This window comes from Haloterrigena turkmenica DSM 5511, assembly GCF_000025325.1.
GTDB lineage: Archaea > Halobacteriota > Halobacteria > Halobacteriales > Natrialbaceae > Haloterrigena > Haloterrigena turkmenica.
The window spans coordinates 116825-143604 of the sequence record NC_013745.1 but is presented as its reverse complement, the minus strand read 5'-3'; the positions used below and the strand labels follow the sequence as shown (position 1 = coordinate 143604).

General features: G+C 54.2%; 30 protein-coding genes and 4 pseudogenes. 23 read left to right on the top strand and 11 right to left on the bottom strand.

Annotation, left to right across the window (positions count from 1 at the left end):
- Positions 1-238 precede the first annotated feature (238 nt).
- From HTUR_RS22210 to HTUR_RS22205, 3 genes are all read left to right on the top strand, one after another.
- Positions 239-490, top strand: a complete 252-nt coding sequence (locus HTUR_RS22210; protein WP_012945594.1) for a hypothetical protein — start codon at positions 239-241, stop codon at positions 488-490.
- Entirely contained in the window at positions 487-954 is a 468-nt protein-coding gene (locus HTUR_RS25945) for a nucleic acid-binding protein (RefSeq protein ID WP_081443518.1), read from the top strand. The genes HTUR_RS22210 and HTUR_RS25945 overlap by 4 nt, the downstream gene beginning before the upstream one ends.
- Positions 955-2168: 1214 nt before the next feature.
- A complete protein-coding gene (locus tag HTUR_RS22205; RefSeq protein ID WP_012945592.1) occupies positions 2169-2687 on the top strand; it encodes a hypothetical protein in 519 nt (172 codons plus the stop codon).
- A gap of 433 nt (positions 2688-3120) precedes the next feature.
- Here HTUR_RS22205 and HTUR_RS22200 read toward each other — a convergent pair whose 3' ends face one another.
- The 3 genes and pseudogenes from HTUR_RS22200 to HTUR_RS22190 all read right to left on the bottom strand — a co-directional run bounded on the left by HTUR_RS22200 (position 3121) and on the right by HTUR_RS22190 (position 5551).
- Positions 3121-3729 (bottom strand): DUF4399 domain-containing protein, encoded by a 609-nt coding sequence (locus HTUR_RS22200; protein ID WP_012945591.1) that lies wholly within the window; start codon positions 3727-3729, stop codon positions 3121-3123.
- Positions 3730-4021: 292 nt separating this feature from the next.
- Positions 4022-4327, bottom strand: a complete 306-nt coding sequence (locus HTUR_RS22195; RefSeq protein WP_012945590.1) for a hypothetical protein — start codon at positions 4325-4327, stop codon at positions 4022-4024.
- Positions 4328-4832: 505 nt separating this feature from the next.
- A pseudogene (locus tag HTUR_RS22190) lies at positions 4833-5551 on the bottom strand (DUF2270 domain-containing protein).
- Positions 5552-5851: 300 nt separating this feature from the next.
- On the opposite strand from HTUR_RS22190, the gene HTUR_RS22185 reads away from it, so the two are divergent.
- A complete protein-coding gene (locus HTUR_RS22185) occupies positions 5852-6763 on the top strand; it encodes a hypothetical protein (RefSeq protein WP_012945589.1) in 912 nt (303 codons plus the stop codon).
- Between the two features lie 232 nt (positions 6764-6995).
- Complete coding sequence (locus tag HTUR_RS25935) at positions 6996-7244, top strand: hypothetical protein (RefSeq protein ID WP_012945588.1); 249 nt, start codon at positions 6996-6998, stop codon at positions 7242-7244.
- 348 nt (positions 7245-7592) lie between these two features.
- Here HTUR_RS25935 and HTUR_RS25930 read toward each other — a convergent pair whose 3' ends face one another.
- Entirely contained in the window at positions 7593-7949 is a 357-nt protein-coding gene (locus HTUR_RS25930) for a DUF7344 domain-containing protein (RefSeq protein WP_012945587.1), read from the bottom strand.
- Positions 7950-8188: 239 nt separating this feature from the next.
- Here HTUR_RS25930 and HTUR_RS22175 point away from each other — a divergent pair, with 239 nt between their 5' ends.
- From HTUR_RS22175 to HTUR_RS22150, 7 genes are all read left to right on the top strand, one after another.
- Positions 8189-9076, top strand: a complete 888-nt coding sequence (locus tag HTUR_RS22175) for a UbiA family prenyltransferase (protein WP_012945586.1) — start codon at positions 8189-8191, stop codon at positions 9074-9076.
- Positions 9077-9489: 413 nt separating this feature from the next.
- Complete coding sequence (locus HTUR_RS22170) at positions 9490-10557, top strand: hypothetical protein (RefSeq protein WP_012945584.1); 1068 nt, start codon at positions 9490-9492, stop codon at positions 10555-10557.
- A 305-nt stretch (positions 10558-10862) separates the two neighbouring features.
- Positions 10863-11225, top strand: a complete 363-nt coding sequence (locus HTUR_RS22165; RefSeq protein ID WP_049942040.1) for a hypothetical protein — start codon at positions 10863-10865, stop codon at positions 11223-11225.
- Positions 11222-11365, top strand: a complete 144-nt coding sequence (locus HTUR_RS27650; protein ID WP_187291512.1) for a hypothetical protein — start codon at positions 11222-11224, stop codon at positions 11363-11365. The genes HTUR_RS22165 and HTUR_RS27650 overlap by 4 nt, the downstream gene beginning before the upstream one ends.
- Complete coding sequence (locus HTUR_RS22160; RefSeq protein WP_012945583.1) at positions 11365-11691, top strand: hypothetical protein; 327 nt, start codon at positions 11365-11367, stop codon at positions 11689-11691. The genes HTUR_RS27650 and HTUR_RS22160 overlap by 1 nt, the downstream gene beginning before the upstream one ends.
- Before the next feature lie 493 nt (positions 11692-12184).
- Complete coding sequence (locus HTUR_RS22155; protein ID WP_012945582.1) at positions 12185-12451, top strand: MarR family transcriptional regulator; 267 nt, start codon at positions 12185-12187, stop codon at positions 12449-12451.
- Positions 12452-12685: 234 nt separating this feature from the next.
- Complete coding sequence (locus HTUR_RS22150) at positions 12686-12895, top strand: hypothetical protein (RefSeq protein WP_012945581.1); 210 nt, start codon at positions 12686-12688, stop codon at positions 12893-12895.
- A 53-nt stretch (positions 12896-12948) separates the two neighbouring features.
- Here the strand turns inward: HTUR_RS22150 and HTUR_RS22145 are convergent, their stop codons facing one another.
- Positions 12949-13482 (bottom strand): Rrf2 family transcriptional regulator, encoded by a 534-nt coding sequence (locus HTUR_RS22145; protein ID WP_012945580.1) that lies wholly within the window; start codon positions 13480-13482, stop codon positions 12949-12951.
- A gap of 97 nt (positions 13483-13579) precedes the next feature.
- On the opposite strand from HTUR_RS22145, the pseudogene HTUR_RS28160 reads away from it, so the two are divergent.
- Positions 13580-13690: pseudogene (locus HTUR_RS28160) on the top strand (IS6 family transposase); the annotation flags it as partial.
- A 653-nt stretch (positions 13691-14343) separates the two neighbouring features.
- Here the strand turns inward: HTUR_RS28160 and HTUR_RS22140 are convergent.
- Positions 14344-14784, bottom strand: coding sequence for a response regulator (locus HTUR_RS22140; protein WP_012945579.1), 441 nt, complete (start codon positions 14782-14784; stop codon positions 14344-14346).
- Between the two features lie 189 nt (positions 14785-14973).
- On the opposite strand from HTUR_RS22140, the pseudogene HTUR_RS28155 reads away from it, so the two are divergent.
- The 4 genes and pseudogenes from HTUR_RS28155 (at position 14974) to HTUR_RS27645 (ending at position 17068) form a co-directional block, all read left to right on the top strand.
- Positions 14974-15256: pseudogene (locus HTUR_RS28155) on the top strand (hypothetical protein).
- A gap of 222 nt (positions 15257-15478) precedes the next feature.
- On the top strand, positions 15479-16144 hold the full coding sequence (locus HTUR_RS22135) for a DUF7437 domain-containing protein (RefSeq protein ID WP_012945578.1): 666 nt from the start codon (positions 15479-15481) through the stop codon (positions 16142-16144).
- A 357-nt stretch (positions 16145-16501) separates the two neighbouring features.
- Positions 16502-16864, top strand: a complete 363-nt coding sequence (locus tag HTUR_RS22130) for a type II toxin-antitoxin system death-on-curing family toxin (RefSeq protein ID WP_049942039.1) — start codon at positions 16502-16504, stop codon at positions 16862-16864.
- A gap of 33 nt (positions 16865-16897) precedes the next feature.
- The gene (locus tag HTUR_RS27645; protein WP_012945576.1) at positions 16898-17068 is read left to right on the top strand and encodes a hypothetical protein; all 171 of its coding nucleotides are present in this window, start codon (positions 16898-16900) and stop codon (positions 17066-17068) included.
- Positions 17069-17155: 87 nt separating this feature from the next.
- On the opposite strand, the gene HTUR_RS22125 is transcribed toward HTUR_RS27645, so the two are convergent.
- The 4 genes from HTUR_RS22125 to HTUR_RS22110 form a co-directional block, all read right to left on the bottom strand.
- Positions 17156-17416 (bottom strand): winged helix-turn-helix domain-containing protein, encoded by a 261-nt coding sequence (locus HTUR_RS22125; RefSeq protein WP_049942078.1) that lies wholly within the window; start codon positions 17414-17416, stop codon positions 17156-17158.
- 502 nt (positions 17417-17918) lie between these two features.
- Positions 17919-18104 (bottom strand): hypothetical protein, encoded by a 186-nt coding sequence (locus HTUR_RS22120; protein WP_049942038.1) that lies wholly within the window; start codon positions 18102-18104, stop codon positions 17919-17921.
- A gap of 320 nt (positions 18105-18424) precedes the next feature.
- On the bottom strand, positions 18425-18685 hold the full coding sequence (locus HTUR_RS22115) for a hypothetical protein (RefSeq protein ID WP_012945573.1): 261 nt from the start codon (positions 18683-18685) through the stop codon (positions 18425-18427).
- 148 nt (positions 18686-18833) lie between these two features.
- Positions 18834-19475 carry a hypothetical protein gene (locus HTUR_RS22110; RefSeq protein ID WP_012945572.1) on the bottom strand — a complete coding sequence of 214 codons (642 nt, stop codon included), beginning with the start codon at positions 19473-19475 and terminating at the stop codon, positions 18834-18836.
- A 290-nt stretch (positions 19476-19765) separates the two neighbouring features.
- Here HTUR_RS22110 and HTUR_RS28150 point away from each other — a divergent pair, with 290 nt between their 5' ends.
- Positions 19766-20041, top strand: coding sequence for a hypothetical protein (locus tag HTUR_RS28150; RefSeq protein ID WP_226377564.1), 276 nt, complete (start codon positions 19766-19768; stop codon positions 20039-20041).
- Between the two features lie 1711 nt (positions 20042-21752).
- Positions 21753-22127, top strand: coding sequence for a helix-turn-helix transcriptional regulator (locus HTUR_RS22100; RefSeq protein WP_226377563.1), 375 nt, complete (start codon positions 21753-21755; stop codon positions 22125-22127).
- A gap of 207 nt (positions 22128-22334) precedes the next feature.
- On the opposite strand, the gene HTUR_RS28830 is transcribed toward HTUR_RS22100, so the two are convergent.
- A complete protein-coding gene (locus HTUR_RS28830) occupies positions 22335-22478 on the bottom strand; it encodes a DUF7563 family protein (RefSeq protein WP_449271837.1) in 144 nt (47 codons plus the stop codon).
- A gap of 2614 nt (positions 22479-25092) precedes the next feature.
- Here HTUR_RS28830 and HTUR_RS28825 point away from each other — a divergent pair.
- The 4 genes and pseudogenes from HTUR_RS28825 to HTUR_RS25920 form a co-directional block, all read left to right on the top strand.
- Positions 25093-25245: pseudogene (locus HTUR_RS28825) on the top strand (DUF2270 domain-containing protein); the annotation flags it as partial.
- A complete protein-coding gene (locus HTUR_RS22090; protein WP_012945570.1) occupies positions 25208-25438 on the top strand; it encodes a hypothetical protein in 231 nt (76 codons plus the stop codon). The pseudogene HTUR_RS28825 and the gene HTUR_RS22090, both read left to right, overlap by 38 nt.
- A 94-nt stretch (positions 25439-25532) precedes the next feature.
- Positions 25533-25679, top strand: a complete 147-nt coding sequence (locus HTUR_RS27640; RefSeq protein ID WP_012945569.1) for a hypothetical protein — start codon at positions 25533-25535, stop codon at positions 25677-25679.
- A gap of 554 nt (positions 25680-26233) precedes the next feature.
- The gene (locus HTUR_RS25920; RefSeq protein ID WP_012945568.1) at positions 26234-26665 is read left to right on the top strand and encodes a response regulator; all 432 of its coding nucleotides are present in this window, start codon (positions 26234-26236) and stop codon (positions 26663-26665) included.
- Positions 26666-26780: the final 115 nt, after the last annotated feature.

Genomic DNA, 26780 nt, shown 5'->3' with positions numbered 1-26780 from the left:
GCGCATTCAATGGACCCACGCAATACACCAGGATACAGACTGTATCGGCACTCAGCCAATTCAATGATCTCGAGGGTGATCAGCTGACTGATGCAGACAGAGAACATATCGAGACAGCAACGGCGCTCTTGGAGGAAGTGAGTCTTCGTACTCGGCCAAAGAGTGAATAGTCCACCCACGATCCGTTATCGGAGACTCTCCAGAGACGTTTAAGTCCTCCCGAACTCATTATGTAGATATGGCCACCGATCTCACCGAACGTGTCCAAGAGATCGCAGAAGCACGAGATGTCGCCGAATCAGAAATCCTTGAACAGGCACTGGAACGCGGTGTCGAAGATCTCTGGATCGATCTGGTTCTCTCGCGGTATGTGAATGACGAAATCGATCGGGAAACGGCAATTGACCTCGTTGGGAGAGATCGCGTCAAGCGTGCAGAACGCGAACTAGAGGTAGTTGAAGACGATGTTCAGTGGGGTCTTAGTGCGTGATCGTTGCGGTCGCTGATACAGGCCCACTCATTCATCTTGACGAAATTGGTGCGATTAACTTGCTGTCAGCAGTCGATGGATTGCTCATTCCCCAGACTGTGTACAAGGAACTCAAGGCAGGTACGGTTCCTCCTGCACTCAGCAATCTCGAGTACGAAATCGTCGAGGCTGATACGACTGAACTCACAGTGGACCTTGATCCCGGCGAAACCGCCGCTCTCGCGGTTGCAACTGAACGCTCAGCTGTTCTGTTGACTGATGACCTTGAAGCAAGAGATGCTGCTAACGATCTCAGTATCGAAGTGCACGGTTCGATCGGTGTTATCGTCCTTGCATACCATCGTGACCAACTCACAAAACCAAAAGCAGCCGAGCTAATGCGTACACTACAAACAGAAACAAGTCTATTTATTACGGATGCAGTAGTTGAACAAGGAATTGCACTGCTTGAAAACTCATCCTGATTTTCTGCACCGAAAAAGACTGCCGGCGCACTGAGTAGGTTCAAGCGAACACTGACCAGAGCATCGGCGCAGTTAGGTACCGTTACCGATCGGAGCGCCCCCGCCTGGGTTGTCCTCGGCAAAGTCGTTGTCCTCCAGGTGCGAGGTATCGGACGGTCCTGACCATACTCGATACGTGAATTTCGACGCTGATCGCGAGGAAGCCGTCGTTGCCGTTCGGGCAAGTGGGCCCCTGCAGTATGTGGTGAGTCTCGCGACGGCGTTAGCCTCACCGCGGTTGCTCAACCGAGCGCTCACCGACAACCGTCTCGAGTCACTGGAAGACCCGCCAGCAATCGTGCGAGATGCTCGCTGTATCGGCGCCCTTTCCGACGAAGCACTCGACGATCCTAAGACACTCCGCGAAGCGTTCATCGAGTGGGGCACTGACTCGAGGATCTTACTGCGAAACTCGCAGCCGGCGAGTACGAGGATCGCGACCGCTTCCGCAGCGAGATTATGCGGTCGGCTCACGGTCTTACTGGCTCGATCATCCATCTGTTCGATGCCCTCGAAATCGATATCATTCGAGAGCTTCGCGTCCCGTCGGGACTCGAGACCGATTCGCTAGACGAGCTTGCAACCTCGATCAGTATTTCGGCCGCGATTCAGGGGAAATACGGTGTGTTTGCCTCCTACCGACAACTGTTCGAGTCTCGCGAGGAAAAGCGTCGCACCGCACTCTCACCGACTGTTGATGCAGATGGCCCGTTAGGGACGCTCATCGGCTCCGTGGTCGTTCATCGGGAGGATGTCCATGACTTCACCCATCTCTGGAGCAATCGCTCGAGAGGCCAGCAGCGGTCGCTGAGGACGCTCCCGAATTCGCTGTCCACGTCTCCCTCTCGACGGTCGATCGAACAAGCTACGCAGCGGTTGCAACGCGGATCCTGCAGGCCAAGAACCTCCGACCGACTCGAGACAGCATCTCGCTACTCCAGGCGGTAGTTAGCTCGCCGTACGCTGCTGCTCGAGCACTCCACCAACTCGCCAGCGAAGACAACAGCCGAGAGCTCCGACCGGACGAACTCCGCTACACATTGGGAACGCTCGAGCCGCGAATGGAGCGGAATCACCATGACGGTCGGAGACGCGCTGGGGCTGACGGATACACAGGAGCGCCGTATCGTTCGAGGTCTGTAACTGGGACTTGTCATGCTCTTCGGCTACGGGTAGTGACGTTTCAGTTCGGGATCTCTGGAACGACGGGATTGGCCCTCGGGATAACGCTCCTGCCGGCGTGGTTGCGTTTGGAGTACGGGTACTCGATGGATGCCGGACTAGTCCTCTGGATCACCACCGCCGTGATCCTCCACACGGTGGGATCACTCTGGCTCTACGAAGCATACCAGTGGTACGACGAGATCGCCCATACCGTCTCGGCGTCAGTCATCGCAGGACTAGGGTATGCGGCTTTCCGAGCGTTCGAACTCCACTCCGACGAGATGAATGTCCCGTCGACCTTTCGCTCCATGTTTATTGTCGTCTTCGTCCTCGCAATCGGCGTCATCTGGGAGGTGCTTGAGTTCGCTCTCGGCGGTGTAGTGGTCACTGTCTACGGAATCGACGATATCGTTACTGACTTCGTATTTAACGCAGTCGGCGCAGTGATCATCGCGATCTGGGGGACCAGCTACGTCGGCAAACTTATTGGGTTCTTCAGGCGACGACTTCGGTCTGAATCCAAGAACTAACAGGCTGATCGGACGCACGATCGTGGGACGGGGGGCGATTTGGTCTAGCGAGTGAAATTATATCGAAACACGGTGCAGACCGTCTCGAGACGGGTCAACTGCTTCTCGACGTCCGGCGGAGCGGTCCTCCTCATGCTCGCCGCCGGGTGAAGTGATTCGATGCCCGCTCTGACCGCGATCGGTCAAACGGTCGGTAGATCGACGGCCGTCTGCCGAAGAGGTACCGTCCTGCCCAGTATCAAATCCATTGAATATCCAGCGAGAGATCGCCGACGTCGCGCAGGTCACGGAAGTGACCATCCGGAATCGGTACCAGGAACAGATCGAAGCGATAGGAATCACGGCTAACTCGTCCCCTCCAGCGTCTTTTTATCGGCGCTAGCAGCCGTCAACGGCTGTACCGCGGCCAGAAGAACGGGGCTAAAAAACGCGATTAGTCGTCGCTCGAGTCGCCGTCGGATTCGTTTCCAGCTCCGCTCTCGGAGTCCGTTTCGTTTCCGTCTCCGCTTTCGTTCCCGCTCTCGGTCGCGTTCCCTCCACCGTCGTCCTCGGCGACCGTGATCGAGATCTCGTCAGTCATGTCGTAGGCGTTGTGTATGTCGTCGCCCGCCTGCGCACAGAGGTCGTGCTCCCCCGGCTCGAGTTCGATTTCGATCTCGCTCCCACCGTCTGAGAGGTGATAATAGCCGTCCTCCTGAGGGATCACGTATCCCGGCTCGACGCAGCCCTCGTCGACGAGCACGTGGAGGTGTCCAGTTCCGCTCTCGGGGACCGTGTCCTCACCCGGCGGACGCAGTTCGAAGTTCTCGACCTCCATTTCGACCACGACGGGGTTCGAGACCTCGGTCTCGTCTTCCGGTCTGACGAACGCGAGTTCACCGTTCGGGTTCGTGTAATCGATGTTTTCGACCCGTTCATCGTCAGTTTCGTTCTCGTCGGGCTCGTCGGCCCCGTCGGAGTTATCGATACAGCCGGCGAAGGCGGCGATGCCGGTCACGGCGCTCGCGGTCAGATACTGTCGTCGCGTCAGGGCTCGTGTCATGTTCGGTCGGTAATATGGCGTGGGGTGGTCGAGTCCGTGCAATCATCGACGTCCTCAGCGTCCGCTCGGCGGCCGACTGTCAGACGGGGACGGTGATGGGCCATACAGAGACGGAGATCTATACACCAGTTGACCCCCTCGCAGCGAAAAGTCCACGCCCTGCGTTCGCTACGGAGTCGCGCGTCCGATTCGAGACCAGCCGCTCCCGCTGCGGTCGCCACATCCGCTGTCAAGAGCGGCGGAGCGGCGTTTCCGCATTCTCTGAGACGGAACGGGACGCTACGGCAAGGCGTTATCCGTCGGTATCGTTCCCGCCCTCGGTGTCATTCCCGTCATTGGTCTCATTCCCGCCGTCAGTCTCGTTCCCACCGTCGGTTTCGTTTCCATCAGTCTCGTTCCCACCGTCGGTCTCATTCTCGCCGTCCTGAAACGCGCCTTCGGTATCGTTGGCGTCGTCGTCCGGCGTCTCCGACTCCTCGTCTTCCGGCGCCTGCGGCCCCGGTCCCTCGTCAACGCTGTCGTCGCCACACCCTGCCAACGTCGCGAGGCCGACCGTACCGCTCAGTGCGATCAACCGTCTGCGAGTGAGTCGTGTCATCGTGAGTCCTCACTCAAGTGCGGAGGACTGACTGCAAAGAGAATGCAGCACCTATCCACAGTACGAGAGCGGCAACGATCAGTTACAGAGACATCCGCGACGAGGAATAGTCTCGAGCGCGCTCGGTCCGCCGATTCCGAACGCCTGCGAGCGACGGAATCGGTTCGAGCGGCTCGACGACGCTCCTCGTGCCGTCGGGTCGGAAAATGATCAGTTACCGCTCCGACGTCCGGTTCCGGTCGCGGATGTGACGGGGATCTGGCGGCCGGTCACTCCTCCTTGCCGCTACCAAGCACATCCCGGAGGACGTGGAGGCTATCTTCTACGGCCAAACAGGGATTCGACGTGCGCCAAGATGGCCGCGCTCAACCTGCGCCTGTTCAATATGGATGGGTACGCAGTATACGGCGACTCGCTGACGATGAAGAAACACCAGGTCTGGCAGACACAGGATAGGTGGCGTAGTCCGGGAACTAGATCCTCCGCCTTCAGGCGGAGAGGGATGTCAAAAGTCTGTCCCTTTCCAGTCGTCCGGTTCCCCTTCACGGAATTCACCCTTGGCATGGCGCTCGTGGGGCCAGAAGGTGACGCCCAACAGTACGACGTAGAACACACCCACAACGGCAACCACAGCACTCCCGGGGATACTGGCGATTCCAGCGGTTGTCAGCCAGTCTTGGCGCGGCGCGAACGCTGTAATCCTGAAGACCCATGCGACCAAGAGGACACTGAGCAGCGCAAGGTACACACACCGGAGCCGGTTTGCGAGTGCTTCGTATACCGAGACTTTCAACGTTGGCCTGCGATAGTCCCTGCTCAGTTCCGCTCGCCAGTCGTGGCTTTCAGTGCCTTGGGACGGATCAAGGGCGTTTGCGAACAGGTTTCCTGGATGACTCGAGCACGAGAGCGAAAGACATCGTAGTCCCGGTACCGCCGTACTTCGATGCCCAGAAAGATGGTGACGACAACGATTCCAATCAGCAAGAGATAGTGTGGGTTATCGGTACTCGAAAACCCCCACGTCAAGATTGCTGCCATCAGCGTCACCGCCCACGTCGTCGTCTCGTCAAGGCGCTGCCGCCACGTCCCCACTCGGTCTATCTCTCCCCGATAGGCGTGGGCCATCACCGAACCGAGTCCCGTACTGTCGTCAACCATTTCGCGGCCGATCTCCCGTTGGTCTGATGCTGTTGGGTCGAACTCGTCGCTACTCGAATCGGTCATAGAGAAGAGACAACTCCTCGCTCCATAAGCAGTTATGGTAACGGCACAATCTGAGTGTCATGTACTGGTGAACATCGAACAGTGCGCACTCCTATTGAGCATTCATAGAGGAGCAGCCACTGCTAGCCGATCAGCTAGTACAGGTGGTACGTCGCCTTCCTTCTCACTCCGACACAGTAGGGAGATCAGTACAGGGAGGACAAAGATCGGATGTAATCGAAGAATCAAATCCGATACAGAGAGAAGGTGGAGAGAGGCACCACACCTTTTCCGGCTGACCGGCGAAGTACCAATCAACGAATGGACGACCGAGTCAGTCGATGGCTGCTCCTCTCAGGGGATCGGTTCAGTGTCGCCACTGGGATACTCTTCACCATGACTGTGGTGGTGCTTATCCCTCTCTTCTCACAGTTCGCCATCCGCAATCTCACGCCGGTGATCTATATCGCGAGCGCATTGATCGGGGGGAATATCACACTCATCACCCTTGTGGTCGCGATCAACCAAGTGATTCTCTCCCAGGAACTAGAGTCGCCGGGGTCGCTCCGAGACGAGATCGACCAATCAGACGACTATCGGCAGGCAGCACTTGACCAGCCGGCACCACCGACCGATCCAGTCGACTTCCTGCAACAGCTCCTTCAGCAGACCCAAGAACGCGCCGGTTCGCTCGAGGACTTTCTCCCTGACTCGAGCAGTGAACCAGATACCCATCTTATCGATGAGCTACCAGAGGAATGTGCCCTGATTAGCGAGGAACTCGGGTCAGGATCGGATAAGCTCTCTTCGGTGATCGTTCCCCTCCTCGGTATCGAATACGCGACCCACATTCATGAATGTCATCAGCTTGAATCGGCTTACGAGGGGGATGAGCATGACCAGCTGCTCTCCACGCTCGATTCCTTGAGCGCGGATTTGAAGAATCTCGACATTGCTCGACAGTACTTCACGACCGCGTCCATGAAGGAGGAACTCGCACAGCTCTCTCGCTCACTCCTGTATGTCGGTGTGCTGGCGATTTCTCTCCCAGTCGCGTTACTCGTCCAGCTCGCTACCTTTCCCACGGCGGCTGCCCCTATGCCAATGCTACTCGTTTTCGCTCTCCTGACGGCTGTGGTTGGTCTCATCCCTCTTGCGCTCCTGATAGCGTTTATTCTCCGGGTAGCAACAGTGGCCCAGCATATCGCGTCAATCACCCCTTTCATGACGTAGCAATAACCGCGACTGGTAATCGATTTCGTCGCCGCACGGGAGGACGAGTTAGTTGTATCACGCTTACCAAGAGAGAAGATCTCAGTTGGGTAATATCGCGGATTTCGATCAGTAAGCACACGCAGTTACTATTAGGTTGGGTAGATAGTGATGGCTCACTACTCCTGAGAGCAGGACAAGACCATCTCTCGCAGGCACGAGAGGGAACATATCTGGGGCAATACTACCCTTAATGAATAACAACGAACAGTGTCCGGATTCAGTCTCTGACCGGGTTATTGAGGATGGTGAAAGATACCACCATGCCGAACAGGGACAGATCACAGTCACAGGAATCTGGCACCAAACCCAGCGCCTTGATACGACGCGTAATGTCGATGAGCAAGACATGATTGTCATCCGCCACATTCCCGGCGAGGATGGAAACTGGCTCGACGAACTCGCTGAACCGTTGGACGACTTTCTTGACGAGATCGATTGACTCCGAGCGGTCAGTATGCACACACAGTTGCCGTTCAGTAGAGGTGAGATAGTTATCGTAGAGTAGCCTGAGAGTTATTGATAGATGAACCACCCAAAATGATTGCCAAAGAAATAACAGGGCGGGAATTTCTATTTCTAAGAGAGTGCTCAGTGCTCGTTGTCCCAAATGCGATGATGGGCTGGGAGAACAAATTAGCAAATACACCTCTAGTGGAGAGACAATAGCAGACTTTGAGTGTACAGATTGTAGCCACGAATGGTCACTCACACTGTAATCCAATCGACTTCGTTATTCTCCTTCTACTAAGAGAGGAAGGAACCGAGTATAGCTGCGATTCATACCTTTTCAGTTATGATACGGAGATTCCAGAAAGTCATCTGGAGGCCAACTTTCTAACTCCTCAGCGGCTTCAAACAGTCGATCTGTCTCCTCATCATTGCTAAATGCTACTGTTTTCTCATTCCAATCCACGTTAATGATATTCATTCCTACTAACTGGCGGAGATGGGTATGAACTAACCGCACCTTCGCTCGCTCAATCTTGTTGCTGCTAATCGTTTCAGGCGAAATCCTATGTCTCCGAGCGGCTACTTGCTGTGAAAGTTCGTCTACAGAGGCCTCGCCTTCTCGGTTAACTAATTCGTGGAGTATAAGCTGACGATCAGCGCTGGCGAGTAGATGAAACGCCTTTGTCTTCTTCATCCTCGATTCTACATGAAACAGGGTTTTGGATGGTAAAAGGTACTTCGTCTAATCCTGTTGGTATGATTCCATTCGCTGCTCATTTATCTGTGTGTTCAAAAACGAAGGGTAATGATCGTTATGAGAATCTGATTAGTCACAAGTCGGGCGATGGTCACGACTGATCCCAGCTACACGGGGTTGTCACCTAACCTCGTGCGAGGCCAGCACAGCATTCAAAGCCAGCCTCTTCATAGGGTATGCAAGGCTTTCCCGTGCAGAATCCTGCCAAAACACAAAGGAGAGCGGATTGGATATCGTTGATAATCGCTGTCCTTCGCTTCCTGGTTCACAGCAATCTTTTCATCTCACTGGCAACGGTCAGTGTCGCCGTCACGACGATCCTTCTCGCGAATCTACCACTCAAGCCGCTGCCACTGTTCATCGTTTTCGCGGCTACAATGTTCGTATATACCGTTAATCGATTCACTGACATTGAGGAAGACAAGCAGAACGTCCCTCAGCGCGCAGCGTTTACGAAGCGGTACGGTCGCTACTGGCTAGTTACCGGTACTGTGCTCTATATCGCCGCGGTCGGCGTTGCGATCACGTTCGGCCTTCCTGGGGCCGCGTACCTATTCCTACCGCTCGTGGTCGTCCTACTGTATTCTGTTGGCGGTGTCAAACAACTGTTTCTCGTGAAAAATCTCGTTGTCGGTCTTGCTTGGGGCGCGATACCGCTGGGCGTCGGATACTACTACGGCCAACTCCGATCACTCGAGATCCTGTTTCTGTTCGTCTATATCACGACTATGATCACGATCGCCGCAGTGATCTTCGACATAAAAGACATCGAGGGTGACCGCGCAGAGGGAATTCCGACAGTCCCCAACCGTTTCGGTCCAGAGTGGGCTCGTATCAGTTCTCTGATTGCCACTGTCGTCGTCGCCGCTGCAGTCGTCGTCCTCATAGCAGCCGGCATACTCTCGCGTCGGTATCTAGTCGTACTCGCGATGAACGCGTACGTTTGTACCTATATTCCTTTCGCGACGTCGGACCGCGGTCCGTTATACTACGGGTTTGTCGTCGACGGTGAACATGTATTCCTTATGGTCATCGTGTTGTTAACCAAGTGGCTTGTTTGGTAGAATGGTTCAATCTTTCAGAGGCGGAAAACGATAAAATACGTTGTCACTGAGAGATATCCTATTCGATCTCTTAATGTAGTCTATTAAACGAAGATGTTCGGGCGAATTTCCACCTCATTATCTGTGTTTGGAGAAAGTATGCAATCAGTATCGATTACCGTACGCTATCTCGCACTCGGGATAGGGTTCCTCGGGAGTGTCGTCGGCATCACAGTTCACGGCATAGAAGTCGATATTCTCTGGGCACTCGTCGGCTATTTCCTCGGAAAAGCGATCAGAGTACATTAGTGATAAGAGACAGTAAACTCTGTTCGGATGATTAATTCACAAGCAAGGCGAATAGATGATCCAGAGTTGTCATTGCAGTTTGTGCTGGCTCTACACTTTTCCGCTTCAGTGTAGAAATCAGCGACATGTGTGCAGATGGGTCCGGTATCGATACGGACGAGCAGATTGACGAGGACGTAAGTCGAAGTGATCTCGTCCACGAACGGCTGCGAGAATCGCCGATCAAGCGGTGGATATTGCTCGATGGGAGCCGGTATATGATCACGGGCCTGTTCTCACTCATCGTTTTTATCACGTGTGCTGGCATCGGACTCGCAGGTTATATCCCGGTCACCGACCCAGATACTGCCACAACGCTCGTCGCAGCTATTGTCGGCGGAACCTTGCCCTTCATCACAATTGTCCTCGCAATCAACCAGCTGGTTCTCTCGCAGGAACTCGGTTGGCCGGGTGACCTCGAAGATAGACTTGAAAAGATGACCGCCTTTCGACACGAGGTCGAAACTGTGACTGAAACCCCGGTCAGTCCGGCAGCACCCGCCGATTTTCTGCAACTTATCGTCGATACCGTTGTCGCTCGGACCAAGCAGTTACAAGTTGAGGCAAGTCAAATGACTAATCCAAGTCGTACTGCCGTCGTTAAGGATTTTATTGAAGCAGTTACAACTGAGGGTGAACTAGTCTCCGAATCGCTCGAGGACGCGGATTTCGGTACATTCGATGCGCTGTCAGCAGTACTTGGTCGTTTCAATGGTGCACACTTATATGCAGCCCGGAAGATTCGAACGCGCTATGCTGACGAACTTTCGAACAGTGCCCTTGAGACGCTTGATCAGCTTATTGAGTTGCTCGGTTACCTTGCAATCGCTCGTCAGTCATTCAAGACGCTGTATATGCAGTATGAACTTGCACATCTCTCAAAATTATTGTTAATCGTTGGCTTTCCAACGTTGCTTGGTGGAGGAATCTTTATGATGGTGTATCCAACGATCATCGAAACCGTTGGAGTTCCAATGCTACTTGTGATTATTGTCAGTGGAGTGGTTACTTTCGTTTTCCTTCCCTTCATCGTCTTGTTGGTCTATACATTCCGAATTGCCTCGATTGCCTCTCGAACTGCTGATTTCGGACCGTTCGTACCGCGTGTGAATTTCGGAGAGGAAAGGGAGGCAGACGAGAAACGTACAGAGTAGCCCAGAGCCAACTCAATAGCATACTCTGGTTCGAAGCTGACACTGACGAAGAAGATTGGCACGAATATCCCCATTGCAAGATCCGAACACCGGGCCGGCGACAATGAAGTCTGACCGGTTCTCCAGCGGGTTCGCGGATTTCCCCCTTCAGGCGGGCATGAGACGCCGACGCTGGCCGAACACTTCGTCGGCTAGGATCTCGGCGATCCGTTCGTTGCCCCGTGGGCTATGGTGGCGCGATACCAGTACACTAAGGACGAGGCAGTCGGAATCAACGGACTCGCCTACAACAACGCAGGGGATACATGCGCGAGATCGCCGATTCGCCGGGATTCTCGTACAACGAGGACGACGATGCCCTGAGAGTAGACAAGCGTCGTGTCCTGGCTGCTGAGACTGCGAACGACCACGCACTCGAGATTATCGGACACCTCGCGATCGAGATCGAGTCTGAGACCGAGAGCAAGGCTGATCGAGGTGCCGAAACCCGGATGAGAGCGGCCAAGAGTAGCTCGAGTCGACACTCGAGGAACTCGAAGACGTCGATGTTGAGGAGGTCCCCGAACCCACTCTCGAGACCGTCGTTCAGAACAAGGTCGCACGGGCGCAATACCCTGGTGAGATCGACGAGACGAACACGATATCTGGCGAGGCGGTCAAGAGAGTGACCAATGAGGAGATCGAGACTGTGATCGAGACACTCGGTCTGGGCGATGGCGAGCCCGATGACCTCGTGGACGTCGATGACCAGTTCGAGGTGCTTGAGGCTGGTCGCAAGGCAGTGGCAACAGACGGAGGATGTGAGTAATGAGGGTTCCCGGGGCAGTCGTCTGGTTCGACGAGGCGGTCGAAGATCTCGCGTGTCGTCGTGACGTACTCCCGGCGGAGGATCGAGGGTTTCGCGAGACGATCGCGGCGATAATGCTCTCGGGCAGTCACCCGAAACTCGAAGATCCAGACGAGGTCCGAGAAGACGATATCGATCTGGCTCTCGTCGAGGCCGGACTCGGTGTGGACGTAGTCCCGGACGATCCCGACGCTATCGAAGATTCCGAGTCGATCAGCGCGTCCTCACGACAATCGGACAGGGAAATCAGCAGCTATCCAGTGGATCAGAGCCGAAGAGGGACGTGAGGATCGGCCGCAGACGTTCGAAGAGCGAAACGAGCGGGTTGGCGACCGATGCCCGAACGGGCAGGATTGTGGCGAACGCCCAGCACCGCACCGCGGCCGCTGCTGCTGGCGACCGGTGGACAGTCGACCTGGAACACGCACGATGGACAGTCCACTCGAGATCACGTGAGGAAGATACCAGATTTCCATAGCAATCTGATTGTTTTGGTCGTGTGGCACTGCTAGATTGAATTGTTGTTCCGTTCAGAGTAGCCCAAATGGCCGTTGAGCGTGGTTCGTGCGAGAGCAGTGAGATTCCCCATGCCATCGACGAGAGACTCCAAAAACGGTACGTCCGAAGAACTCGTTACGTCAATCTGGAGTTCAGCCTCAATCTAGCAGTGCCCTGCTTCACGGGGTTTCAGATAGATGAACTTGCGCCCGCTATATAACCGATAAGCATATAATAGGATAGAAAATATTATCGCACTGTATTTGAAATGGAGTGTATAGAATGGGTACGTCAGAATCGCTGCATCAGAAAACTACTCAAAAGGGGTCATGGGACGACATCCGCGACCTGCCACCGAGCGCCAAACTCGTCGCAAAAGTCCTTGAGTACAACGATACAATGACCCAGCAACAGATCGCCGACGAAACGCTTCTGCCAGCCCGGACGGTTCGCTACGGCCTGAATCGGCTCGACGATGAGAACGTCGTCGACTCTCGAGTTTCGTTCTCGGACGCCCGCAAGCGCCTATACAGCCTTGACATCGAGTAATGTCGCTGTTCTTCGCTGTCTTCTGTAGTTGTATGTGAATGGCGTCTCCAGACTGTTCACGATATCTGTGAGGCCTTTTTCTCGCTGAGAACCTGTCTGGAGGTGACGCTACAGCCACGAGTACCTATTTCTTGGCCAAAAGGTAATCTAATTAGCGTACCAATCTATTAACTAGAGTATGAAGATTTTAAAATACGCTATACAGAATATCGATAGATACTGTCTAGTTCAGTAGTGATCACCAGTGCAATCGAGAGCACAGAACTGACCGAAGGTACGCTCAAAGAAACAGCAAACATCTCACCGACCCAGGGACGCGAACTCCGGGAAGGGATCGCCAAACTGCAGGACTACGATTCAGATTGCTACGGAAGCGAGCAAAAGGTGCTCGTTCTCAATCTCGAGTGCGGATTCACACTTGAACAATCCATTGTAGAAGAGTGACCTCAAGCCGAGAAGCGTTCCTGTTCTCTAGACAGAACTGTAGTGACTGATTCTTAGTGAGCCAATTCTTCGGTCGGCGTGACCATATTGTCGATCTTCAGAATGAGGATATTGTTTGTGTCATCCTTGCCGTCGACGGTGCCCTCAACCGTGAGTTTTGAGAGTGGAGTCGGGCCGACAGTGACCGTATCACCCTCGTGAAAGGCGTCGATCGAGCCCTGAATGTGGACTTCCGCTCGGCACAGTTCAGGATGGTGGACACTCGAGAGGTCGATCTCTTCAATGATAATGTCCTCAAGGTGCTTGCCCTCGTGCTCGAGAGGAACAGTTGCGGGCTCATCCATCTGCTGGATTTCAAGAGTCTCGTAAGCTGTCACCGTCGGTTTGTATCCCCCTTTCGGTCCAGGAACACCCTCGACTAGTTGGAGTGCCTTCAGACTCTGCATCTGATTACGAATCGTCCCTGGATTACGGTCGACCTGCTCAGCGATATCTTCACCTTTGACTGTGTCCTCGGACTTCTTGTGGAGGTTCGTCAGCGCACGCAGAATCTTCTTCTGGCTCGCTGTGAGATCGATCGATGACATATTGATAGTTGGTGAGTTACCCGTTTAAGTCCGTTGGAGACCTGGGCACTGTGCAGATACGGTCTGAAAAGCGAGGGGGTCAGAATTCTAGGTGTCCCTGCCAGAATTCATCCGCCTCAACGGCTCTAGTAGCGGCATTCAATTAGATTTTGTGGACCGCGAGGCGACACCGCACGAGCTGATGCGATTGAGTATCCAGCTCCATCTGCCGCACTGTCTAGATAAGGGAAACCGCAAGACGTGAAAACGATGAAGGGACGATACCGGCTGTGAAACCTCTATAGAACATGATACAAAGGGACGCTGTTCTCTGAGCGGCGAAAATTCGACTGCTTCAGTTCACATCTCCCGAGAGGAGATGGTCACTGATCTCATCATAAGCGGATAACGGCCGCTGAAACACCGTTTTACGTCAAAATCGCGTAACTAGACCGTGTCCTCCGAAATACCGTTCTCAAGGCCAAGAAGTCGGATCAGACCGGATAAATGTAGAGTTCGACAACTAACAACGAAACACCATCGGTGGGATGGGAGCGAGCGTTCACCTGGCTGGTGATATCTACTTCGTCTGCACTTATCGCTGAGGGTGCCAAACCGATCACCAGTTGATGGTTTCACCAGAGCCGTTGTTTTCAGTCGTTTTGGTACCTCTGGAGCCCGTCGGGGGCTGCACGTGGTGACAGTCCCATTGAACTGGAGCTCGCAATTGACAGTCCCCTACTGCTGTGGAGTTCAAGCATGAACTCGAGTTCAGTAATACGCTGGAACACAGAGTGTCTGAGAAACGTTCCTATACCCTCTCTGTGACTACCTGACAAACGGGAAGTACAGGCCAAGGACTTACCACAGAAGCTGTTCTCGTCAGTCCACTCGCATAACTGCTAACCGAAACTGCTCGAACGACCGAATTAGCTCAACGAACTCGCCGGGATCAACCGGTTTTTCGAGCACTGCATCTTCGTCTGCATCATGATCGAGATCCCGGGATTCAATCAAGCCTTCATCCATCCCGGTCAGGACAATCACTGGCACCTGATCTAGTTCTGGGTGATGTTTGATCTCGTGTAGAACGTCCTCACCGTCTACTTTTGGCAGGTTTAGGTCAAGCAGTACAATGTCTGGTCGGGGAGCGTCTTCGTACTCGCCGCGTTGATAAATAAAGTCGAGTGCTGCTTGGCCATCAGTGACGGTAGTGAGTGTGTTTCCGATGTTACCGTCTGAGAAGGCTTCTTCGATGAGACGAATATCGCCAGGGTTGTCTTCTACCAGCAGTATTACCGCCTCTGATGAGCCACTTCCCATAGTATGGTACTCCGGGTGAATCGGTATAAGAAATTCGGTGAGATGCCTATTACCCCGAAGTGATCTCAAATTGTTGGTTAACACTCCGGAAGCTTGGGGCCTGCTTCACCACCCCACCTGCTACCGACGATGAGTCTGTCGGCGCCATGAGGTGCGAGGCGCGCTCTCGCGTGCCCGGCGAGATTCACCATGTTTGATCCCCTCGACGATACGAGTGCCGACTATGAACAGTTCGAACAAACACTTCTTGCTCAGAACCGTGATTCCGCTGCTGTGCAACGGGAGACATCGACGACGCGACGGCTCACAACCTGGTCAGTGAACTCGTCGACGCAGATGTCGCTACACCCGTTCCCGAGGACTGAGTCCTCGTCCACGAGCCGAGTAGCACCACTTTCGACTCAACCACCCAATTGACCGTCTTCCACTGGGCTGGACGGCCGCCCGCGACACCGACGAGGAGGACGAGTGATGCAGCAGACGCTTGTTGCCTGCGCCTTCTACGACGTCTCGTCCGGCTCACGCGGTTCCGAGTGGAACTCGGTCGAAGGCCCGATCCAACTCTGTGTCCGTTGTAGTCCCTGTAGGCCAGCCACGTACTGACCGTGCGACCTCGAGGAGCACCTTATCGCGACGCCAGTGGAGTAACCCCAAATCAGTTTAGAGTTCCGTGACAATAGTGGTCAAGAGTGCTATGCCACGCGCATCGAATCGAGCTAATAGAGACATCATCCGCGAGTTTCTCTTGGTTGCGGACCTGCTGGAGGAGCCACAGCTTGCCCGGCTGTATTCATATCTTGCTCGCGAAGGCGAGGCGACCGTCCAAGAAGTCAAAGGCGATCTCGAACTCCTGGAGGAGACAGCATATACCTACGTCAATCGGCTCGTCAACGCTGACGTCATTGAGGTCACCCATGATAAACAGCCACGACGGTACGTCGCTCTGAAAATCAAGCTGACGGTGACTGCAGCTGCCGGTGACCGCAAATATACGATTACGCCGGCGCTAATCGATGCCGTTGGCCGGCGCCAAACTGATGACGACATCAACACGTACGTTGATCGCCACGGCGTCGATGGCCTCGCAACGGCGCTCACCTACACGGTCGCCCGCGAACGTGGCGAAGTGACCCACCGTCTGATAGCCCGAGATCTCGATATTTCGCCGCTGGCCGCGGAGAGTGTCCTGCGGGCGCTCTGGCCGGTCGTTCACCAGTACTTCGATATCGAGGACGCAGGTGGATCAATTGCTGATATCGAGGCCCTTGGCGCTGCCGAAGATAGTGTCGATCTAGCCGAGTTCCACGAAAGCACGCGGACAGCGAACAACCGGTTCGGTGTAGAGGATATCGACGACTAGGCATTATACGCTGTCGACGACAAAGAGGACTGAGCCCGACGGTTGAGAAACGATTAACGGGCGGCATGAGAAAGTCAGGTATGTGACTGACGACGTCGCGTATCCCTCTGTCGAACTGGCACTGTCTAGATAAGGGAAACCACAAGAGAGGACGATGACGAAGTGACGGGATCGGTTGTGAAACCACCGTCTGTAATCTGAGATAACGAGATCCTGTTCCACGAGCGGCGAACAGTCGACTGCTTCAGCAAACGTCTCAGAAGAAGTGATGATCCGATAGCATACGGTACTGCTTCGACAGGCGCTGAAACACCGTTCTACATCAGAAGCGCGTAACTAGACAGTGCCGTCGAACTCATCCTCGATCTCCACGAGCAGATCGTGGCAGAAGGCGACACTACTGAACCTGGAGTTCGGTCAGAGGACGCGATTGCCTCCGCATTGCAGTACATCTCGGAAGGGTTCTTCGGGGAGGTGCCCGAGACGATCCATGAAAAAGCGGTCCATCTGATGCGGTTGCTCGTTGCGGATCATCCGTTCGTCGACGGGAACAAGCGAACGGCGCTTCGAACGGTGGTCGTCTTCTATATGCTGAACGGATACACGTTTGACTACGGTGATGAAATCCGAGCCCTCTTGCATCGCTTCGCAACCGATGAAGCCGCGGTCGACACAGACACTGCAGTCATCTACTTCCGGGCGTGCGCTCGTCGCAACTGATAAAGGGACACACAGAGTATCTTCAACAGAACGATGGCGTCCAGCACCGATTCCTCGCCGACGGTCGACGATGAGGTCCGTCAGCTATACGAGCGGTATCAGGCGGCCGAGAGCGACGCCGAACGTCACGAAATCGCCCTCGAAATGGGAAAGCTTGACGGACGCCGCCACGCGGAGATCTACGCAGCGCTCGAAGACGAGTAAGGAATCCTTCTTCTAGGCTACCGTATGCGAAGTCGTTCAAGACTGGCGACTAGCTCGTTTTTTATCTAGGGATGCCGCCAGCTGAGTTCAGTCGGCCTCGAGGTCGCGAGCGTCGAGATCACCGGTAAGATACTGCTCTCCCTCGCGGGTGATGTCGTAGACGCCGTTGCCGAGGTGGATGACGAGGCCGTACTCAACGAGCGTCTTGCAGCGGGCGTTGATGTGTTGCCGCGAGAACCATACACGATCGCTGTCAGCCATTTCCTTGGGGGTATCTGGGCCCTCTTCAGTAAGATGCTCCAGAATGCGATCATCGGCGCGTGACATCCAGTCAGCGTCAAAGCGCATAATCATCTTTGGTTGCGCCGACGCTATCCCGAACGCGCTAAGTCAATTACTCACGACTCGAAACACTCCCGACTTTTATTATAGTCCCACAGATACTGGCTACTGTCCGGGTTGGACCCAACTGGTCACTCCAGAACTCACATCCACTTTCCCCACTAACTCGGACACTTTGCCGATAACACTCATAGGCACGAGAAACGCCGAATACGGATCGGCGTTGGAGCCCCCCTCCGACTGGTCAGTGAGTAAATCGGATGGGGTCGATCGAAGACCAGGTGTCGGCTGGATAGGTCGACGTTGGAACGATCCTCGATCGGTGGCGGGCGTTTACGAATGTCTCAGTTCGAACGGATAGGCTATCGGCAACGACGGACTCTCCACCCCGCCATTTGGTGCATTCGGTCATTGGGAATTAAGCATACTGGCCAACAGTACAACCGGAGGCTGGAATCTATCCCGTTGCCGAGAAAGACTATCAGCAGTATCCGGAGAAACTATAGAGTCAGCCCTCGAGCAGCGCATCTTTCGCCTTCTGGATCCGGACGTACTCCTCCGTATCGGGACTATCGCTATCGGGATGGACGTCCGCCGACTTCCGATGGGCGACGGCCTTGACAACATCGTCTGAGGTGTCCGGCGAGATCTTGAGGATCTCATGGGGGTCCTCGTCGAGGCCGTCATCGCTCAAGGCCGGCGACGCCGCGAAAGGTATCGTTCCGGCCACGATCTGACGGTTGTCTCTGGGTGACGCTCGAGTGGAACGGCTGTCAGTGGTGCGGAACTGGCTGTGAGCCCGTCGACGACGTCACTCTCGAGTGTGCGGGAAGTGTCGCGACCAGCCGATAAATAGCCTTCCACCACAGTTTTCGGTGTTAGTACTCCCTCCAGCAATGCTACTATCATCGCTCGCTGTTTGCGGACTGGTTAGAAAACGGTACCAGCCGTTTGACTCCACAGGCGGTCGTGATCGGCTAGCGCAACACGGTGGCGATGTAAGCTGGGGCGTCCTTACGACTCGATCTTGTCGACGATATCCCGAGCCTGCTCTTCAGCCTTGTCTTCGCCGACACTTTTCTTGATGAGAACGGACTCCACCTTCCAGTCGTCACTATCATCTTCCCGTCCCATTCGCACTTCACTTCCCTCAGAGACCGAGTGGGCGGGATCCTCTGCCCAATCAGGCGTCCGAATTTCGTCGAATTGGTCCGGATCTCTAAATCGGACGTGGATATAGTCTTCCTCCGTCTCTACCTTGTTGACTCCAACCATGTTTGATCCCAGTACTCGGACGATAATGAGAGGGACGGCAGTATTAGCAAGGTATGATCTACCCTTGGAGTGATTCACACGATATTTATGAGTCTACTATTTCTCACTCGACTAGGGTTCCGCTCCCTCTCGCGGTCACGGTTGACCATCATTCGCCGCTCTCGTCGGTGATCGATTCAGTGACGTTGGAGAGTCCGTCTCGGCCAAACAGGACCACGAGACCCGCTCCCAAGAGGTCAAAGATGATGTCTCCGATCGCGTCGAGTCGTCCGTAGTGAACGAGCAGCGGTTCGAACCCTTTCCGATCGGCGATTGCGTGGATGGTGTATTCAAGTATCTCCCAGAGAACACCGAATCCGAGTGTTATCCCCACGATCACTGCCGGTCTAGACTTCGATAAAGAGTTTCCTTGGGTGTCCTTTTCGGCCTCCGCTCGAAACGAGATATCTGTGGCCCCCGCGACGACGACACCAGATAGCGTATGCGCGAGGTGATCCCACCACCAGATCCGGTCGTACGGACCCAGCATCCCCAGCGTGTGGACCAACGCCGCTCCCGAGACCCACAGTCGTTGCCACGGCCGGAAACGAGCACCGTATCTGTTCTCGAGAGATTTCGGTATCGCTGCAAACAGAAGCGAAACGATACCGTTGACGATCACGCTCGGATCGCGCCGATGGACTCCTTCGACGAGCGCAGTGGCGATAGCGAGTTGGAGACCGAGGTTCGCGGCCCGTTCGCTATCGTCTCCTCTCTGCGAATGGAGCCAAGTTGTGAAGGCAGTAATCATGAGAGCCGCTGTCTCTGTTTATTGCCGAATGGCTATAGATGCTTGGCGTTCCCAATCTACTGTAATCACGAATTATGATACGAGGAGCGGTATCAAAGCGCAGAGATCCTGATCGATGGACTGCTTTCCTATTTACCGACCACATATTCTGTAACAAGAATCGCACGAGAATCCGGATTCTATTGTGTGTCTGGTTCAATTAACTCTTTTCGATCCGATTGAGCCACAAAAGCTAGGTAGTTTGCAACCAGTCTAAGATGCGACTCAAACAGTACGACTCTCGAGACGGGATGCGCGTCTGGCTCTCGAACGAAGAGTTCGACGCACTGATCGATCACGCCGAGATTCCCCATCAACGGCTCGCGTTCTTGTTAGGTGGGCGTGTCGGCCTTCGTCGGTCCGAGATTATTCAAATCACTCCGAACGATCTCGTTGAGAGGCCGACAGGAAAGCACGTTCGTATCTGGGAAGACTATGCCAAGCGCGATCAGTACCGCGAGCCACCAGTACCCGACAAAGTCGAAGCGATCGCCAACATGCTGGCGTTCGAGCAGGCCGATGACTAGCCCCTCATCGATGTCGATGGAACGACCGTCTACCGGAGGGTACAGAAGGCCGCTACCAAACTCGAGAGATAGACGGACGACGAGGGATGGGCGTATCTCGATGTCCACGATCTCCGTCGTACCTAGTGGACGTCCCTCCTCGAGCAGGGAGTCCTCCCATCAGTCGTAATGGCTTGGGGTGGCTGGCGAGACTGGGATACCTTCTGAGAGCATTATCTCGGCGAATTTTCTCCCGAAGCGATCAAGCGTGAGCGATCTAAAGTCGGCTTTTTGAGCGGTGGCAACCACGGAACCGTTCCAGAAAACCGTCTTTCCACTATCCCTCCTATCAAAGGAGACGTTAGGACGAATTAGCCATTAGATTCTGGAACAAATGGTCTGTATGTCACCGTTTGACGGACGATCGTCGCCACGCGGAGGATAGAGGCGCTTAATATCACGAGCGGAACGAGCGTCACGAGAAGTAGCGATAGGACTACGACTACTCGGACATCGTGTGATAATGCCAAATCCGCAACGTACGGATACCGGAAGATACCGATCGCAGCGATCGTCACTGCCGGAGTTCATGCGAAACGAGAGCGGTGGTTCTGGTGACTGATTCGAGCGGTAACGCCTCGAGCGGTACTGAACGCACTGTCGGTGATGAAGGAGCGGCGGTCATCGAACCGTCCGTGGTTGGGCCAGTAACACGGTTGATGACCGCCACTCTCTGAGAGGGGCTGGAGCCGGGTGTAGAGTGGTCATGTATATACTACCGCTTCATACCGATAGTGGAATTCGATCACTCCAAGCGGAAATGGTGGGATCAAAATGAGTAGCGACAGTACTGCTCACCGCATAGTTCGGAATCTCTCGTTTCCACAAGAGCAACTGTCTCTTCCAATTGGACGGACTCGCCCCGACGAAAGCACTTTTGCAGCATATACTGATCCGCAGCGCTCACAGACGCCGACGACGCGCTTGGATTGTGTTTGCTCGGATTGTGCCATATTATTCACCCACTTTCTCAAAACAGCATCGACATCCCTTAATCTAGCCGTCACTATTCGTACATCCGACGACAGTTCTGTTTATCAATGTCGGTTACTACACACGGAAAACAGCGTCACGACTCAGACGAAAGTGAGGCGAAATAAAATCTCCGACCAATCTGAGGAACGAGAATAGCAAAATGGTCGAATCAGACGACTTCAGCAAGGACGATCTCGAGTATAGGACCTCGATCAAGGTGGATGCCAGTTTAGAAGGTCCGGTAGGAACTGGTGCCGAAGCTCACCAGGAACTCACCCGGATCTCTTCGAATTGTTAGAGTCGTATGAAGATCTGTCTTCCGAGTAACAGTATGTTTTGTTTAAACAACTTTTCAATAGAACGTTGTGGCCACTGGACAGTATAGTGGTTTGTAGTTTCGGGCTTTCCCGAAGCCGGCTCCTTCAGTTGTCGGTTCCCGCGATCGGTCTCCCTCTTTCGAGGTAGAGACTGGACGAGGCTCTCCAGAATACACCGCTGTAGATGATACTCATTTATATTGGGCTCTTGATAGTTATATGTGGGATGTTACCATAGATTCCGATCCCGGTGAATCGGTAGTAGATCCGGAGTGAGAGCGTGCCGGCGTGTACGCAGCGAAAACACGAAACCTGAATACCAAATCATACGGAGGATGGCTTGAATGAATAACATATATGCTGTGTTGGGGACATTTGGAGTGACCGACAGCATATCAGGTATCGCGTGGATTGCAGCCGATCTTGTTGCGGTACTCGGACTTGGTGCTCTCACGATGCTTAGCGTCCTTTTTGTGGTCTGGAATCGGTTCAAACGAGGTGACACGGCTGCTGTCGACTCATCACATAGCCAAACATTGATCGGCACTGATCGGGAGCAGGTTCACAGGCTGCTTCAGGAAAACGGGGGGCAGATGAAACAGTCCGAGATCGTTGACGCGGTCGACTGGTCGAAAGCCAAGGTCAGTCGTCTGTTGTCGGATCTGGAAAAAGAGGGAGAGATAACGAAACTCAGTCTGGGTCGAGAGAATCTTATTTGCCTTCCCGGTCACGAACCTTCCGCAGCCACATCGTAGGACCGGCATTCGGACGGGTCTTGCTTCTCCCAGTCACTAGTCGAACAGGGTTGGTACTCGCCGGAGCAGAACGTGCATTGCGTCACCGAGTCCGGGAGATGGGAGAGTGGCTGTTCGGTGATCTCGCGAGTACGGGTAAGACCGTGGCTGTTGGGCGGGGTCTGGTAGTGGGTATGTCTGGCAGCGGCGTATACACTTCGTTGTCGGTCACTCGCTCCTCGAGGTCGCATCACCGTCACCCAATTCTCGATTGGTCATACAGTGGGGACAGCCGTGTACCTCGCCGCTAATGCCGAACACTCGAATAAAGTCTTGAGTGACGAACCCTCCGCACTCTTCACATTCGGGCATAGTCACACCGCCTCCTCTCGTATTGGTCGTCGTCAACCTCGAAATTGATGTTCGACATAGTGAGTTGTCGAGAACTGGTACACTTAAGGCTATCTAAGGTCTATCTACGGGGGTGGTCACGAGCGGACGATGTCGTTGAGCTCAAGCAGCAGGACGTTTCTGTGGAACACCAGTGCGGTGAGATAGTTACCAACCGAGTGCTATCAGCGGGTACGGTCGATAAGACGATCTGTCGGGACTGTGCCAAGTCCCTGAAAAAGAGGTCTACTCTCTCCCCAATATTCCATGCTCGACCAGAGAGACGTATCTACGGCCGGGGTTTAGATACACGAGGGTAGAGGGTAGGGATTCAAGCCGATAGAACCGTGTCTTCGAGCAGCTATGTCTTGAGGGAAGAGTGTACGACTGGGGAGCCGTACTGATCTCTTGTCAATAAGCAGGGAGACATGAACGAGGGAACGTCTGACAAACCCTGCGCCTATACGATGTCACCTTGATTTCAATAAAACCTTGTCAACCGGAAACCTGTTTTCGGAGTACAAGAATCAAGTCCTCTCAAGCCAGTGAGATCGCCTAGTTCGACGGGGATCGGCGGCTATGTCTAATATAGATCAGCGGGATGCGTCCCTCGAGCCGTTCGAGCAGCGCTTTATGAATCAATGTGGGTAACGAGGTCAGACGTCAGCTGTTGCCGGGTTCGGAGTCCGGTCTGGAACCGCTGGGCAATCTCTGACTGGTGCTCCGGGCACGCTATCGGGACGATGGCCCCGTCCTGAACTTGTATCATGGGATAGGATGCATTATACGGTGCGAGGCGGCAACTGGGACAGGAAAGACCGCCGGCCGGTCGATGATGCAAGATATCGGCCGTGTCGTCGGAACTCAATTCACAGATCGAGGAAAACTGCTCGAGATGGTCGTCACAGCCGAGAACGGGGATCGTGAGTCCCTCGAGGAGGAGAAATGATACTGTCTGCTGGCCGCCAGATTGAACGGCAGACTGGCACGCATCACACTGGATAGTCGACAGCGACTGCTGGACATCTGGTGATGACATTGTGTATCAGCAGGTCGCCAGACGGGTAAGTAATGGGGTAGCACTTACAGAATTCCGCATAATGAGAGTGGCGATCCCTTCTTCAGTCGATCACGCCGGCGATAGCTCGTTCTACACCTCGTCTACGGTGGCGTGCTCGGCTGGGTATTGGATCGTGAACTATCGTCGACGAGCCAAACCGCTGAGCATATCCTAAAAGCTTGACGAGACCAGAGTCGTCGACAGCGGATTGATGAACATACCACGAACAGGACGCTCGCCGAGATCCGTGAGGCACTCGAACAGTATGGCCGTTCCCAGCAATAGCAGATGGTACATACCATAGCTATAGCTGATGCAAGCTATCCGCGTATTCTCGCTACAGACCCCGGTTCGAGAAACGTCCCGACTTCGGCAGCGACAGCGCTCGGGATGATCGTCGACCGGTCGAATGTCGATCCCACCGCAGCCGTAAGTGTGCATTTGGTGTTCCGAGGTATCTATACTCATAGTAGCGTCCCCACGAATTTCGACCGGAGTGTCTCCCGGATCTCACCGACTCGCCAGCTACGGATCCACGGATGGAACACGCGGTCATAGCCCTCGAATACGGCACGTGGCGGCACATCATGGCCTTCAAACGTCGCATGAGTCCGGGCTGCGGCGAGTTGACAGTCGAACTTCCAGAGTGTTCCGCTAATTGCTCCATCCGGTTTGGAAGGACGCTCGAGGGGGGACATTACTTTCACGCCGAACCACCTGAGTCACGACGCTGTTTTCCCGGATCTATCGTTCGGTCGCTGGTTGTCGGAGATGTCGGCAGCCTGTGATGTGTTTCTATATCTTGATAATACCCAGAATTCAATTAAAAGCCAGTCCCGGATGTCAGAGGCAGTTGTTCTGAGACACACCCACCACCTGCCGTAGCAGGGATTCAACGAATCTCTACCTTTTGAACGGATGGGATACAAGATCGCTGAGTTCCCCTCAAGACGTTACCGCTCGAGTCAGTCACCAGAACCACCGCCCTCGTTTTGTACGAACTCTAGGAGCCATGCTTCGCACCACGTAACACGGGCGGGAATCCTCCGTCGGGAACAGGTATCGCACTCCCCTCGAACCAGTCGCACTGGACGCCGTCTTTGAAGAGGTACGAGACAACTAGCAGCCGATCACGCGCGGTGAGTTCGACGACAACGAGGAACCATCGGAATACAGATCCGAACGAGCCATTAGCCGGAGAAGTAACCAATGTTGATGTTTCAATTAATATCGACCACCGTCTCAATGGTGAGCAGTTAGTGGAGCGAGTGGAAGTCGGGAAGTTGATCGACTTACACCCGCTGAAATCGGTGTGTTTGCTCAAGGGGTAGAACTCGATCCCGAGAATCTCGAGACAATAGAAGAGAGGAGATCCGAAGTACCGGTTTTCTCTTCCGGAAATATTTATTACCGATTTCTATACTGTTCTAAATTCGGCAATAGGGAAGAAAAATAAGAGAGTGAATAAGTCAGTTAGATTATGGTATCCAAAAATACTGCCTCTATTACCTCGGTCGTTGAAAGCATCTAACCGCAATGGCTCAGGAATCAGCAAAGGATATTGATCCCAGTGACGCTGAACACCGCGAAGTTGGCGAGGGGTTATTAGAAGAGGAGATGGCACTGAGTTCGTCAATGGCTCACCTCTATCGTGGCGAAATCCATCGAACACGGCTCGTGGGCGACCGTTCGCTCGCTCGAGGAAGAACGCATTCGCGACGATCCGCCGCAACTGACTGGAGAGTGGACGGCCGACAACTACGTCGACGCCTATCGGTACTACTACGCCAACGGGAAACGTCACCTGTTCGGCTGGTCGAAGGACCGATCGATGCCACCGTGGATCCCCGAGTACACGGATGGTCCTAAGTCTAATAGTTAACATGCAGCAAACACTAATAAATCTACAATCAGCTGGCAAGTATCTCTGGGACCTGATCGCTCGGTGAATACAGATTGCATGCGGGGTAGCCCCGATGCAGAGTGACGAGATCAAGGTTGACCAGCCACTCGAGAGCGAGACGATCCGCGAGGCCGACGAGGGCGTCTTGGTCACCTGCCACGAGACCCACTGCGACTGGCAGGATCTCTTCCCGATGCTTCACTTGCCCAGGAGGCCGTAGAGACCGCGTGGGACATCGACGAGGTTGCCCAGCTGCCGCCGGACGGCGGCGACGTCCAGGGCGGCACCGGCGAGGCGATTGCAGCGCCGCCAGCACCGTTTGAGAGCAATCCTCTCGGCGACGAGGAACCACACGAAGTCCTAGATGTTGCGCCAGACACACCGGACGAGATCGTGCAGGCGGCGTTCCGGGCGCAGGTGAAAGACCTCGAGGGCCACCCCGACGCGAGCGGCTCGTCCGGCCGGTTCCAGAAACTCGAGAAGGCGCGGGAGGCGATTCTGGGTGACTAACTACTAGTAGATAGTAGCACGGTTTCTTTATTCAGAAATACGATCGAAATCGAAGTGAGCAATTCGGTAACTGAGTATGCAAACTGATCTCCGCCTGTTTGTTTTGATGATGTAAATAAACGCCCTCTTTATATATCTCCAACTCCTTTCGTTAATAACGAGAAATTTTGCACTGTGCGTCACCCTTTGCAGAGAGGGTGTTTGCCGGCTGAATGGTCGTGTAACGGTCACGGGCGCATCACAGAATTCATTCTCGCCGACACTATGCACGACACTCCCTCCAACGACGCAATCGATATTCTCCTTGTCGAAGATACCCCCGACGATGTTCAGCTTATTCAGGAAGGGCTCAAGACGACAAAACGAGAGATAACACTACATACAGTTTCCAGTGGAGACAATGCCGTAGAGTTTTTGCAGCAGTCCACGGGGAACCCGCTGCCCGATCTCGTTCTCTTAGATTTGAATCTTCCTGGTCGAGATGGGTGTGGAGTTCTCGGCGAAATTCGAAAGGACCCACAACTCAAACCACTCCCCGTGATAATGCTCGCTAGTTCTGAAACCGACGAAGACATTGCGCGATGCTACGATGCCCGCGCTAATGCCTATCTGACAAAACCGATAGCCCCTGATGCGCTTAGTTCACTAATGGATTCACTCGAACGATTCTGGTTTGAACAGGCACAGCTCCCCTAATTTCACAATAATCTCTCCTTCTACGAGTGCCAGGTTTGACTTGTATTGAACAGACTTCTGTCTGATTCCCACCCTTATTTACGTAGATTATTGTGCTATAGAGGCAGATCATGGA